The organism is Flavobacterium phragmitis (assembly GCF_900112575.1).
Lineage (GTDB): Bacteria > Bacteroidota > Bacteroidia > Flavobacteriales > Flavobacteriaceae > Flavobacterium > Flavobacterium phragmitis.
In genome coordinates this window covers 100,604-113,631 of the sequence record NZ_FOMH01000009.1, presented here as the reverse complement: position 1 = coordinate 113,631, position 13,028 = coordinate 100,604, and the positions used below count along the sequence as shown (strand labels likewise).

The 13,028-nt window shown below is 32.1% G+C and carries 15 protein-coding genes; 5 read left to right on the top strand and 10 right to left on the bottom strand.

Features of this window, described 5'->3' with window-relative positions; genetic code table 11:
- Positions 1-9: 9 nt before the first annotated feature.
- Genes BM289_RS16550 through BM289_RS16525 form a run of 6 tightly spaced genes read right to left on the bottom strand, consistent with a single transcriptional unit; the run spans position 10 to position 4,327 of the window.
- Positions 10-597 carry a hypothetical protein gene (locus BM289_RS16550; RefSeq protein WP_091495803.1) on the bottom strand — a complete coding sequence of 196 codons (588 nt, stop codon included), beginning with the start codon at positions 595-597 and terminating at the stop codon, positions 10-12.
- A 4-nt stretch (positions 598-601) separates the two neighbouring features.
- Positions 602-1,354, bottom strand: a complete 753-nt coding sequence (locus tag BM289_RS16545; RefSeq protein ID WP_091495562.1) for a DKNYY domain-containing protein — start codon at positions 1,352-1,354, stop codon at positions 602-604.
- Positions 1,355-1,368: 14 nt separating this feature from the next.
- Positions 1,369-2,307, bottom strand: coding sequence for a hypothetical protein (locus tag BM289_RS16540; RefSeq protein WP_091495560.1), 939 nt, complete (start codon positions 2,305-2,307; stop codon positions 1,369-1,371).
- A 6-nt stretch (positions 2,308-2,313) separates the two neighbouring features.
- Positions 2,314-3,036 (bottom strand): DUF1963 domain-containing protein, encoded by a 723-nt coding sequence (locus BM289_RS16535; protein ID WP_091495558.1) that lies wholly within the window; start codon positions 3,034-3,036, stop codon positions 2,314-2,316.
- A gap of 43 nt (positions 3,037-3,079) precedes the next feature.
- A complete protein-coding gene (locus tag BM289_RS16530) occupies positions 3,080-3,610 on the bottom strand; it encodes an SMI1/KNR4 family protein (RefSeq protein WP_091495556.1) in 531 nt (176 codons plus the stop codon).
- A 15-nt stretch (positions 3,611-3,625) separates the two neighbouring features.
- Entirely contained in the window at positions 3,626-4,327 is a 702-nt protein-coding gene (locus tag BM289_RS16525; RefSeq protein WP_091495554.1) for a hypothetical protein, read from the bottom strand.
- Between the two features lie 296 nt (positions 4,328-4,623).
- On the opposite strand from BM289_RS16525, the gene BM289_RS16520 reads away from it, so the two are divergent.
- The gene (locus BM289_RS16520; protein ID WP_091495552.1) at positions 4,624-5,541 is read left to right on the top strand and encodes a DsbA family protein; all 918 of its coding nucleotides are present in this window, start codon (positions 4,624-4,626) and stop codon (positions 5,539-5,541) included.
- 202 nt (positions 5,542-5,743) lie between these two features.
- Here BM289_RS16520 and tnpA read toward each other — a convergent pair whose 3' ends face one another.
- A complete protein-coding gene (gene tnpA, locus BM289_RS16515; protein WP_091495550.1) occupies positions 5,744-6,205 on the bottom strand; it encodes an IS200/IS605 family transposase in 462 nt (153 codons plus the stop codon).
- A gap of 419 nt (positions 6,206-6,624) precedes the next feature.
- Between tnpA and BM289_RS16510 the strand changes: the two genes are divergently transcribed.
- The 3 genes from BM289_RS16510 to BM289_RS16500 are packed head-to-tail and all read left to right on the top strand — an operon-like array spanning position 6,625 to position 7,863.
- Entirely contained in the window at positions 6,625-7,128 is a 504-nt protein-coding gene (locus BM289_RS16510) for a hypothetical protein (protein ID WP_091495548.1), read from the top strand.
- Between the two features lie 28 nt (positions 7,129-7,156).
- Complete coding sequence (locus tag BM289_RS16505; protein WP_091495546.1) at positions 7,157-7,549, top strand: hypothetical protein; 393 nt, start codon at positions 7,157-7,159, stop codon at positions 7,547-7,549.
- Between the two features lie 35 nt (positions 7,550-7,584).
- Complete coding sequence (locus BM289_RS16500) at positions 7,585-7,863, top strand: PrgI family protein (RefSeq protein WP_244165392.1); 279 nt, start codon at positions 7,585-7,587, stop codon at positions 7,861-7,863.
- 69 nt (positions 7,864-7,932) lie between these two features.
- Here BM289_RS16500 and BM289_RS16495 read toward each other — a convergent pair whose 3' ends face one another.
- From BM289_RS16495 to BM289_RS16485, 3 genes are all read right to left on the bottom strand, one after another.
- The gene (locus BM289_RS16495; RefSeq protein ID WP_091495544.1) at positions 7,933-8,301 is read right to left on the bottom strand and encodes a SpoIIAA family protein; all 369 of its coding nucleotides are present in this window, start codon (positions 8,299-8,301) and stop codon (positions 7,933-7,935) included.
- Positions 8,302-8,613: 312 nt separating this feature from the next.
- The gene (locus tag BM289_RS16490) at positions 8,614-10,539 is read right to left on the bottom strand and encodes a metallophosphoesterase family protein (RefSeq protein WP_091495542.1); all 1,926 of its coding nucleotides are present in this window, start codon (positions 10,537-10,539) and stop codon (positions 8,614-8,616) included.
- Between the two features lie 296 nt (positions 10,540-10,835).
- Positions 10,836-11,474, bottom strand: coding sequence for an HAD family hydrolase (locus BM289_RS16485; protein ID WP_091495540.1), 639 nt, complete (start codon positions 11,472-11,474; stop codon positions 10,836-10,838).
- 212 nt (positions 11,475-11,686) lie between these two features.
- Between BM289_RS16485 and BM289_RS16480 the strand changes: the two genes are divergently transcribed.
- Positions 11,687-12,856 carry a DUF4861 family protein gene (locus BM289_RS16480; protein WP_091495538.1) on the top strand — a complete coding sequence of 390 codons (1,170 nt, stop codon included), beginning with the start codon at positions 11,687-11,689 and terminating at the stop codon, positions 12,854-12,856.
- The last annotated feature ends 172 nt before the right edge of the window (positions 12,857-13,028 follow it).

The window sequence follows — 13,028 nt, the reverse complement described above, 5'->3', positions numbered from 1 at the left end:
TGCTTCTTTTTATGCTTCAACTTTAAACGGATAAGTAAAATCTGCGGAGTAATCTGGTTTTTCAACAGTTGGTTTTAGAACAAACTCAAATGTAGGTTCCATTTCTTCTATTTGTTTTATTTCTCCCGAAACTGTTTTGATTTCCATTTGCTGTCTGGTTAATCCCGCCAATATAGTTACGGAATACCAACCGTTTGGGAGTTCGATTACAGCATGTTTATATTTCTTTAATAATCCAACTTTGGTTTCTGTAAAATCTCTTAAATACGGAATTGTATAAAGATAAATTTTTCCGTTAACTACCTTTAAACAATATCCATCACGCTGATGCTGTACTTCATTTCCTGATTTTAGTAACTCCGGAATATCTTCTGATAAGTTAAAATAAACAGTATATGGATAATTTTCAACTCCTATCATGGGTACGATTACACCTTCTTCTACAACTTGATCACCAGTTTCCTCTGTGGTAAATTCGGTAAGAAGGTCATCGGGTAAATTATTTTCAATTTTGTATTGAAGCAGATAATCAGGATCTCCCAGAATAAAATAATCCATCAGATCATTTAGTACTTCATCAAATTTATATACTGACATCTTATTAAAGTTTTGTTCTTTTTCCCATATAATAACGATACTCTTTATCAAAAGCATATCCTCTTTCGTCAATCACTTTAAAATGAAAATCATTTAGGCTTTTGGATTTTATTACTTTTACTTCATTACTGATTGTTCTAATAAAATAGGCATATTTACTGTCTTTGGCATAAAAAGCATTATCGCATTCCAAATAATAGGTTCCGTCTAAACAACTATCCAGAATTTTAAATGTTTTCCTGTCAGCTTTCGGAATTATTTCCCCTTTAAAGAAAACGTGATTTTTATCCATTGCCAAATTCTGAATTAAATCCGGATGCGGAATCGTAAAGGAATCCAAATCTACATTTTCGATCAGCTTTACATCTCCAAAGTATAATTGATCTTCAACCTGAATATGATAATCATTTAGATGATTTGCTTTGCTCAAATCAAAAGGCATTTTATCATTGTGACGATAATAATTTCCGTCTGAAAAAGTGTATCCTTTTTGAATATCAATTACTTTGAAATCCTCTGGTTTGGCATCTTCTAAAATAGAGAAACTTGTAAAAGCACTTTCGATATAAATATGATTTTTATCTTCAAAGTAAACCGTTGAAGCAAAACCATCATCATCTAACTCAGCATTTGTTGCTATAATTTTGAATGTTTCAAAATCTATAACCTTATAAAACTTTTTAAACACTTCACTATCATAACGAAGAATAAATTTGTTGTCTATGATTTTATAACCATGTCCTAAATCTTTAACCATTTTAAATCTTTATTTTATCTGATTATTTCCAGTTCGTTTGAATTTTTAGGCTTATGCAGATAAATAACATGCGCTTTAGGCAGTGCATTCTTAGCTGTTTTTGAAATCAAGGGAGAATAACCAAAAGTGGACATATTTTTGCAGACTAAAGTCACAATTCTGCCATTTCCGTAAAACTTCATTTCGGCATTCTGACAAGGATAAATAAAATTTCGTTCTTCATTGGCATATTCCAACATCACATTCGACAAATCTTTTTCATAATCCAATCCGAACCAGGGTTTAGATAAAGCTTCTTCATGAATACTATTCTTTAACAGCCCCAAATAAGCCTGCTGATTTTTGGTAACCAAAACCTTTTTGAAATTCTCATAAAAAGTATCAACTTGTTTTCTTAAATCAGGATCATTTCTTAAATCTTTGCTTTCCTTCCAACCTTTTATTTTCCAGCTGATGTCTTTATCCATTACATTAAAAGACGTTTTAAATTCTACATAAGGAACTCTCTTTTCTATTACTGGAGTTTCAAAAGTTAAAATTTCCCATTCGGTTTGTATTCCTTTATCTCTTGCTTCTGCTAAATCCAGCATCGATAATGGTTCCTTATTCTTCTTTACAATAACCTTTATTTTAGCCGATTTGCTTATTAGATCTTCAAAAGAAGTTTCTGTTTTCTTTTGCGGATAAATCCTTATCGTAATATCCTGCTTTCCTGGTTTTAGAATATACTGATTAATTTCTTTTTTTAAAGAAAATCCACTTCCTAATCCAAAAAAGGAAATTACAGGCACATCATTTACCAATATCTCGTACGAACAATCCTGATTTTCATATTTTAAAGTAAATAACATTCCTTTCTCAGTTGCGATTGGCTGTTTTTTATTCTCGCAAGCATATAACTGAATTACAGAAATAAACAGCAAGAACCTAATTATTAAATATTGTTTTTTCATTTTTATTTACGATTGTCCCCAATGAAATTCACAGTTATTAAAATTCAAACTCTTCAAATCATTTTTATCAATTAAAACGCTGAAAACACCTTCGTCATTAAAACCGTTTTCTCCTATTTGGAAAAGCACTATTTTATCTGAATTAACAACTTCCAGAATTTGCTCTTCCTGCCATTGACAATGTGTAAAGATTCCGAATATTTTAGAAGTTTCGCTTCCTGCAAAATAATCCCATAATACACCTTCTTCATTTGTATATTCTTCTTCATCTTCGTCTTCAGGCTGACGGTAACGGCTTGATAATTTTTCTTTATTAGCAAAGGCTTCTTTAATTAATACACCTTCAAAAAAATTATCGTCATGGTCTTTTACCACTCTCTCCAATTCGCTGTTGTCAATATCAGCATAAGCTACAAGTCCTTTATCTTCTATAATATCCGCAAAAAAGAATAAATGTCCTGTTTTCGGTAAAAGTCCCGATTTATCATGCGGTGCAATCTGCTTTAAATCCAACTGACCTGCAAAACGCAAATCATCCGGATATGGAAAACCTTTTGGAAGATCAGCAATTGGTCCTCCATAACGCGAATGTCCAAGCGGAATATCAATTGTACTGGCTTTTACCAATAATCCATCTTCAAGTAAAATAGCAGCTACTTCTACACTGTCTCCATAATAATGTTTTGTTGCCGGACGTAATTCAATGATGTCAAATGTTTCGTTTTTCATACTATCTATGAGATGTCCCTAGCGGAACATTTTTAATTAATTTTTAAATTTCAAAAGGATGCTTTTCCAATAAAAGACCACTAATTTCCTCTAATCTTTGTTTGTATTCTGTCTTTAATTCCTCGCTGATTTCATCTTCTGTTTCGTAGATTTCATCCAGTTGTTTATTGAAATAAGCGAATTGAAGCCATTTCTCAAAATTCAATCCTAAATCAGTAAAGTTTTGAGTACACATTTCTTCCTGATTGTGATCGTAGAAATAAACCTTGTTTTCATTGTCAAACAACCAAAAATCGCCTTGTCCGTTTTGAGCAAAAAACCAGAAGTTTTTTATTGTCTCTTTTGAATTTTCAGACCAATAATCGGGATTTGAAAACTCTTTTGTTTGATTGAAGGATTCAACGCTGTCAAACAAAATACATTCTGATGAAATTTCAACGGTTTTGATCTGAGTGACAATATCTTTATATAATTCAGCAAAAGGAAAAGAAACCGATTTTGGAAAGTTTTTAATTGATTGTTTATTTATTATAAGCTTTTCTTTTATGTTTTGAATAGACAGAATTGTAAACATCTTTTCTTTTTTAAATTAATACTCTTCGTCTTCTTCATCATAATCCTCATCATCATACGAAAGATAAGACCAATCAATATCTATAATATCCAAAATAGCATCAAAACGCTCTTGATCGCTACTTCCAATAAAAGAAGCCGTGCAATTATTATCCTTATCAAAAGATAAACTGATTACATCATAAAAATCGTCTGTATATACTTTTTGATTGTCTCTGCTGATTTCGGGCACGAAAGTCCATTTTCCCTCAACTAGTTTTACTATTTCAGCATCAATGTCACCAATGTAATTTCCGTTGTATTGTAAACCGCCTAAAGTTCCATTGTAAACTCCCATAAATAAAAAGAAATCTTCTGTAGTTTGTGTTTCAATTTCCCATTCCGATTTCTCGATTGTATCATAATTTCCGTAAACCGGCGGGTTATCCAGTTTTAATTCTTCCTTTTTGATTCCCCAAATCGCAACATTCTGATTTTCTTCATAAATAACTAAAAAGTTATCATCAGAAAATCCAATTTCGTTTTCAGGTTTAAGCAATCGATTATAGGCATAATTCAGGTTCTCTTCTTTTCCTAATTCCAGATAGTATTCTTTAAGTTTTGCTGGAAGAGCACTTTCTAAATCCTTTTCAAGTTCAAGAATTTCGGCTTCTGAAAATCCGTAGTTTTCATTTTCGGAAAGGTTATAAAGGCGTTTAATCTTTTGAATATAGTTCATTTTGGCTTTGTAAATTTTTATTGAAACGTGAAAATACGTAATTCCTTGTAAGATTGCAATTACTTTATGATTGATAAAACTGATTTTTAGAAAAAAATGACAATTACTTAAAATTGAAACTCTTTTTTCTAGTCACATTTTTTTGACTAATTGACTTGTGATTAATTACTGACGAACTTTGTTTGGAAGTTAATTTTTAAACCTAAGCGAAAATTAGAAACAGTTATATGAAAGTACTTTCGCTATTCTTAATCTTGATTTGCAGTGTAAGCTGTCAATCTCAAACGCATTCTAAAATGAACGAAAACAAAACAAATCCGCTTTTATGTGATCCTGTAAGCGGAACCTGTGAAATGCCTGTTGGCGAAACATCAAATGAAAATATTGCCATTAAATCTGAAAATAAACCTGTAAAAATTATCTATTATACTGATCCTATCTGTTCTTCCTGTTGGGGAATCGAACCTCAGCTTCGAAAACTAAAACTGGAATATGGCGATTATTTCGAAATTGATTACCGAATGGGCGGATTATTACCAGACTGGAGTTACAACAGCGGAGGAATCAGTAAACCATCTGACGTTGCACATCATTGGGATGAAGCCAGTTTATATTACGAAATGCCAATTGACGGCGATGTTTGGCTGGAAGATCCATTGGATTCTTCTTATCCTTCTTGTATTGCTATGAAATCGGCGCAAATTCAGAGTAAAGAAAAAGCAGTAAAATTTATGCGAATCCTTCGTGAGAAATTATATCTGGAAAAAAAGAATATTGCCAAATGGGAAAACATAGCCGAATCTGCAAAACTTGCCGGTCTTGATTCTGAAAAGCTAAAAAAAGATTATGAAGGCGATGCTAAAAAGCTTTTTGAAGAAGATTTAAAACTGGCGAAATCACTTGGCGTCAGAGGGTTTCCTACCTTATTTTTTTCTGATGGAAATAGCAATCAATTAACGGTTTATGGGGCTAAACCTTATTCTGCTTATGAAAATGCTTTATTGGCTTTATATCCTGAAGCTAGAAAAGAAAAATTCATTTCTAAAAATACCTTATCGATTTTCGAAGTTTATTCAACTTTAGCTCCAAAGGAATATGCAGTTATTCAGGATACTTCTGTTAAGGATGCTACAATTATTCTAGAAGAATTATACAGTAAAGGAAAATTAAACAAGAAAACCATAAAGAATGGTTCTCTCTATTCTGTAAAATAACATTCTGTAAATTTCGTTCCGTAGGAGCGTTTGATTGATTATATTTAAAATGACATCAGACGTCCCTACGGGACGAAACATTAAATGCAACATCATTTTTTTCTACCGATGAGATGTTCCTAGCGGAACATGATTTTTTTGGCGAAAAATATTTTTCTTGGAATGTCTTATTGCAAATTCATCACTTAGATATTCTAATTATTTATTGAATTGGCTCTTTAAAAATATATCGATTATCATATTCTATTTCAAAAGCTCTTAATTGTCTTTGATATTCTTCTAAAAATGTTTCTTTATTATGATGCTGTTCCTGATTTTCTATGTATCGAATAACATTTGGAACATGGCTTCTTGAATACGAAAATGCTCCATATCCTTCCTGCCATGCAAAATTTACACATAAATTTTGCTCTTTAATCCATTTTGTGGTTTCTGATTTTACATTTTGCATAAGAGACGAAATAGATTGTGTTGGTCTCATTCCAATAAATATATGAATATGATCTGGCATGCTATTTATACACAACATTTTGTGCTGATGTGACTGAATTATACCTGTAATATATTTATGTAATTTATCTTTCCATTCTGGTGCAATTAATGCTTTTCTATATTTTACTGCGAAAACAAATTGTATATGCAATTGTGTGTACGTATTTGCCATAGGTCTACCGATGAGATGTTCCTAGCGGAACATTTTTTTAACATTTGCTATAAAATTCAAAAAAATCAATAATTCATATGTCTTCCAGAAGACATTAAAATGTCATTTTAAGCCAAAATGAAAATGTTCCAGTAGCAGAACCCAATGTCATTAACATGTGAAAAATGTTCCGCTAGGAACATCTCATCGGTAGAACTCAATGTTAATCGCCATTTTGTTTCGTCCTGTAGGGACGTTTTTGACAATCTCAATTACGTTTTAATATTTTACGATTTTAGTATTTAAAAAACACATAACGGTAACCAACTGAAAATTATAGAAATACCAAATATATTTCTGTAATACATTTTGGCAATTGCCAAATTAACTTTGTAAAACAGGCATTTTTCAAATCAAGATAAACATTAAAAAAAGAAATTATGAAAAATCTAAATAACGAAAATTATGGTCAATACGATCCTGATTTTATAGACCAAAATACTCCCGTAGATTATCAGGCTGATTCTTTTTATGATGAGCAAAATTTATTTCAAAACAGAAACGAAGATAACTACGGAGAACAAGATCCTGATATTATGGATCAAAATACTCCTGTCGAAAATGAAAACGCGATTTACGAGGAGGATTATGACCAATATCAGTATCAGGAGGAATTTATTGACGACGGAAGAAATGCTTCCAACGATACTCATCAAAATGAAAGTATAAGAGCAGAAAATATTCCAAATCAGGAAAGAATCATCAATGAAGATGGGCTTATTACAAATGATGACGAAGTAAATCATCATAGTGATGATGAAAATGATACTGCAACTGATTTAAATCAGGAAAATGATGAAGAAAAAGAACGAGATTTGGATAAAGATGAAGAATTGAATGATTTTGATGCTGAACATTATCCTGAAAATCATCCAAGAGAGTAATTTTTACTCACCTGTGAAATAGATTATTATGGAAATTGTAACACAAATCATTTGGCTTTTTATACTGGCAATACCGATAGCGTGTATTAGCTGGACCGTGACACATGAAGAAATTTTTAGAGAACCTCATGAGTTTTGTGTCAGACGTTCTAAAAATGACAGATTTTTACTATCCAGAAAATTTTTCTATCTTTTAACCTGCGAATATTGCTTCAGTCATTATGTCACAATTGCGTTCTTGATTCTTTGTGATTATAAACTTTTGTTAAATGATTGGAGAGGCTATATTTTGGCAGGGTTTTCTCTGGTTTTTGTAGCAAATGTTTACATGAGTCTTTTTGCTTTACTGCGTCAAGCCATTAAAAAAGAAAAGGTGGAAATCGAAAAAATCGAGAGTGAAACTGAAATCGATAAACAATAATTTTAAAAAAATAAGTAATAACTAAATAAATTAACATGATGGACAATTTAAATTTCATAGACCCATTATTGCATGGAATCACTCCAGAACCAAGTAAATCTCTTAATCTTTCTGTAAAACAAATGGTCTTTGCAGGTGTTGGTGCTCTTGTCGCTTCGGCAGTTCTAAAAAAAACAGGACATCCAAAAGCCAGTGCAGTTGTAGGAAGTATTGCCTTGCCGATTTTAGCTTCTGCATGTTATAAAAAATACAGTCAGGTAACGAAAGAAAAAATCGATGCTAAATCAACCAGCGGTATCGAATATAATCATTAATACACGAATCAAATTATATAAAAAGAGAAAAGAGCGCTGTGTAGCGCTCTTTTCTCTTTTTATATAAACTTAAGAAATATTTCCTTCAACCCAGTTCAATGCTTTATTGAATTCTACTCTTTTGTATCCTCGAAATTCACCTGGAATAATAAAACTGAATCCATTTGTAAAAGATATGATTTCATCGGTATCTGTTACAATTGCTGCCCTATTCCATTTTCCAAGATGTTCCAATCCAAGAAGTGCGTCCTGAAGCCAGGCTCCTGCGGTGAAATTCTGAATATCGGTATCTAATACTAGTAGAAAATTAATTTCGTTTATCTGCTTTACTAGATGCTCAACAGCAGGAACTACTGCTGTTAAAAAATCGTCTTTTGTTACTTCTGCCAAAGCTCTAAAGGCTACAACATTATCGGTAGTGTCAATTTGATGTATCATATTCAGTACTTTTGAGTTATTTAATGAAGTTTGTTTTAGATTTCAAAAAATGTTTAATTCATACTCAAATATACTTATTATCAACCACATAGAAATTATATTTAACTATTCGTTTATTATATTATTTCGAGTTACTTAAAAGTTTTTTACCGCAAAGTACGCTAAGATTTTGCGCAAAGCACGCAAGGTTTTTTATCTAGGATTGTGTTACATAAAAGCAAAAGTTCGCAAAGCTTTATAGATAAAGCTTTGCGAACTTTTTTATTTATAAAATTCAACTTAAAAAATTCTTTGCGTGCTTTGCGCAAAATCTTAGCGCTCTTTGCGGTTAATCTCACCAGTATGAAGATCAACTGTAAAATGATCCGCAGGAACTTCATGCATAAATTTATTGAAGATACTAAAGAACAATTTCATCTGCTTTTGCAAATGTTTTGAAACATCATCTTTAGAATCTAAAAACAGCTTTGATAAAACTTTATAAGATGCCACTCTCTCTTCTGACACATCAGCAAATGCTAATTCATCGGCGCTTCTAAAACGATAAAAATCAATTAAAAGGTCGTTTCCTGTCCAATTAAAATCTTCTTTTTTAATTTTGTTTTGAACCAAAATTTGCTCTGATTTTGTATCTGCTTCTTTCCATTCTTTCTCAAACTGACTTTTATTGTTCAAGATAAAATCAAAATCGTAATCAGATTGTACATTTGCTAAAACCAGTAAATCTTTTGCTGAAACATTCAGAATAAAATCCTTGAAAGTAACAGGCCAATCGTCTTTTAGAAAACGAAGACGCACCAATTCCTTCAAATGAAAATCGGTAAAATCATGATAATTTTTAGTCTTCAAAATATCGATATTCCAAATATCTTTGGAGTTCTGACTTTCTAAAAACTGATATTCCATCTTATATAAATCAAATAATTCATCGTATCTCGGAACATTATCAATTGTAATGGTTTGAATATCGACAACATTATCTTTCTTTAAGGTCAATAATTTATAGGCCGGAATATATGCAGCAAGCGATGGCGTTTGAATATTCACTAAAGTATTTCCTTTTTGAGTTGTTCTAACTCCCGTATCATTTATATGCATATGACCACCAAAGTGAATCTTTAAACCAGCATCGGCAAAAACCTGTGCTACTTCTTCAACTGGAACTCGGTTTAACTGCCATTTATTTGGCCCAAGCAGTTCTTTTATTTCTGCGGAAGCATCATCGTTAAAATCAATCATTGGAAAATGGCTAAAGGCTACTAAAGTTTTTCCTTGTTTTTTGGCCTGTGCCGAAATGGCTGAAACCCATTTAATGAGATGTTTTTTGTTTGAAAGTACATTATTATACCCCGTACTGGCTTCAGAATAACTATTTGAATCTTTTGGATCACCATTCATTTTTTTCGGAATATAAACGTTTCCGTCAATTGCCATTAACCAAAGTCCGTCAATTGGTTCCACCACATAACTCACATCTGGAACTTGATAACCAGGTGTTACTTCATACATTCGGTTAAATAATTTTGAACTTTCTAATGACTTCTCAAACGAATAATTCTCGCTTGTATAGTTAGAAAATGGAGTTGCCCAGAATTTATAATTTTTGTTTGGATGAAAACCGAAGTTTTTCAAATTATCTGTAATTCCTAAATAACCCATTTTAGCAATATCGGCTGTTATGACAACAGGCTGTTCAATTTGTAGATTGGGCTTATAGATGCCGTCTTTGCTATAAATGGGCTGACTTTTACCTTCTTTTCCTAAGAAATCTTCTTTACCGGATTCTTGTGCAAATGGTCCAACTGGGTCGTGATTTCCTGTAGTAATAAAGAATTCTATTCCGTATTTTTTTTGATATTCATCTAAAATTTTTGCCAAACCGCGAACGTGAATTGGCTGGCCGTCATCTGTATAATCTCCGGGAAGTGCTACATATTTAATTTTTCGCTTGGCGATATCTTCGAGCGCTGCTAAAAAAGCAAAGTAGTTTTCATTAAAAATTCGTGTAGAATGAAGCTGAGAAGACATTGTGCGTACTAACGCATATTGTCCCGTTTTTGGATTTAAAACGCCTTTATAATCTGAATCTGAGAAACCTCCAAATAAATCCTGAAGATGAACATCGGATAAAAAGGCAATTTGGGTTCCGGTTAAGTTTTGTTTTTTTTGTGCCGAAATGCAAAAATTGAAAAAAATAAAAAAGGATAGTATATAAACTGAAATGTATTTTGAATTCATAGGTTTTTTAACTTTAATAAAATGGGGACTTATTAGAAGCTTTGGCACTTTTAATAAGCAACAATTTTATCGATTTAATATCTAAATGAGTTTACGATATTGTTATTGAATGATAATGTTTACCGCATTCCTATATCGAAATCTAAATATGCAACATTTTGAATTGTCCCTACAGGACAAACATATCGGTCGTACATTTTTTTTTCTGCCGATGAGAAACTCCAAACGGAGTTTACTTTATTACTCATCCGACAAATTTGTCCTGTTGAATCATTTCAATTTAATCAGAAAAAATACTAATCAATCCCAAGCATAGTGCCTAACTCTTTGTAACTATGAAAAAGAATTGCGTCTTCTTGTTTTAAATCTTCATTATTAAATCCATTGGCAAAACCATATACTTTAAAACCGCCACTTATTCCCGCTTTCACACCAGCAACACTATCTTCTATTACAATACAATCTTTCACATCAAATCCCATTTCTTCGGCGGCATGCAGAAAGATTCCAGGATCGGGTTTCCAGCTTTTAATAACATAAGAACTATATATTTTACCTTCAAATCGGTCAAGTAAACCTGCAAGTCCTAGATTTAGTCTGATTTTTTCTAATGGTCCGCTCGAAGCTGTACAATAAGGAATTTTAAGATGATCCAGAAAATCAACAATTCCTTCCATTGGTTTGGTTTCCTTTTTGAAAGCTTCGAAACTTCTGTCTCTATAATTCGACTCAAAATCTTCCGGAAGTTTTTTCCCTATTCCATTTTCAATCAGTACAAAACAATCTTTAAGACTTCGACCATTAAAAAGATGATAAGCTTCTTCCAGTTCTAATTGAAATCCATATTCTGATGCCATTTCAAGTAATATTCCGTTACCTATTTTTTCTGTATCCACCAAAACACCATCACAATCGAAAATAATACATTTAACCATTTTTGTTGATTTTCATTTAATTATAAATTCTCACTGAATCCAATTGAGCAAATGTAAATTACAAAAAATATCTATTTTCAATTTTATACTTTTTTGTTAATTTTCAACATTCTGTACAGAATTACTCCTCTTTTGTATTTCGATTTATTTTATGATTTGTACTTTTATAAAATCCTATCAAACCGATTTTTAAAAAATTAAATCTATAAATTTTGAAAAAACACTTTTTATTTACCGCAATTCTGGCTGGAACTTTTACTATTCAAGCTCAAAACAAAATCATCACAATCAGCAATAACTTAAAAGGCGATAGAGAGTTTGAAACCGTTGAGCTTACCAAAAAAATACTGGGATTACCAGCAGATGCTAAACTTGAAAATTATGCTGTAAAAGATCTTGGCAATAATTCTTTCCTTGAAACTCAAACAGTAGATAATGACGGAGACGGAACTATGGATGTTCTTTTATTTCAACCTAAAATAAAAGCTTCGTCCAAACAGGATTTTGAAATTTTAGCTGGAAATAATCCGAATGCTTCTAAAACGATCAGTTGTTATTCTCGTTTTGTTCCAGAAAGAACAGATGATTATGCTTGGGAAAACAATAAAGTAGCTTTTAGAACGTATGGCCCAGTTGCTCAAAAAATGGTTGAAGATAACGTTCCAGGCGGTACTCTAACCAGCGGAATTGATGCTTGGTTAAAGAAAGTCGATTATCCAATCATTAATAAATGGTATGAAAAGACTGTTAACGGAACCGGAAGTTATCATAAAGATACTGGTGAAGGTTTAGACAATTTTCAGGTTGGACCGAGTCGTGGCGTGGGCGGAACTGCTGTAAATGTTGATGGAAAATATTATTTCTCTAAAAACTTTATCAGCTGGAAAACCATTACAACCGGACCAATCAGAACGAGTTTCATTCTAACTTATGCCGATTGGGATGCTAAAGGCAATAAAATAACCGAATCTAAACTAATTAGTTTGGATTATGGAAGTCAGCTGTCTCGTTTTGAAATCAATATTACAGGAACCAAAACTCTCACTGCCGGATTAACCCTTCATGATAAAAAAGGTACCATTGGAACAAACTTAAAAGAAGGCTGGTTAAGTTATTGGGAACCTATCGATGATTCTGAAATTGGTTTAGGTTTAGTAGCTCCAAAAGGCACTTTAATCAGTTTTGATAATCATGTTACAGATGAAAAAGATTTGAGTAACCTTTACGGAAATATCACTGTTAAAAACAATAAAGCCATATATTATGCTGGTTTCGGATGGAAAAAAGGAAGTCCATATCAAACGAAACAGCAATGGGAAAAATACTTGAGTTCTTTTGCTGAAAAGATTAATAATCCTTTGGTCGTGAAGGTTAAAAAATAGTTTTTGTTTTGCCACAAAGGCACTAAGACACAAAAAATTTTCTTCTTTAATTGTAAATATAGTCCGTGGTTTCAACCACGGGAAACGTGTTGTGACTATGCGTTGTGTTCCCGTGGTTGAAACCATGGGCTATGTTTAAAAATGATAAATCCTAAAGGGTTTATTCGTAAAT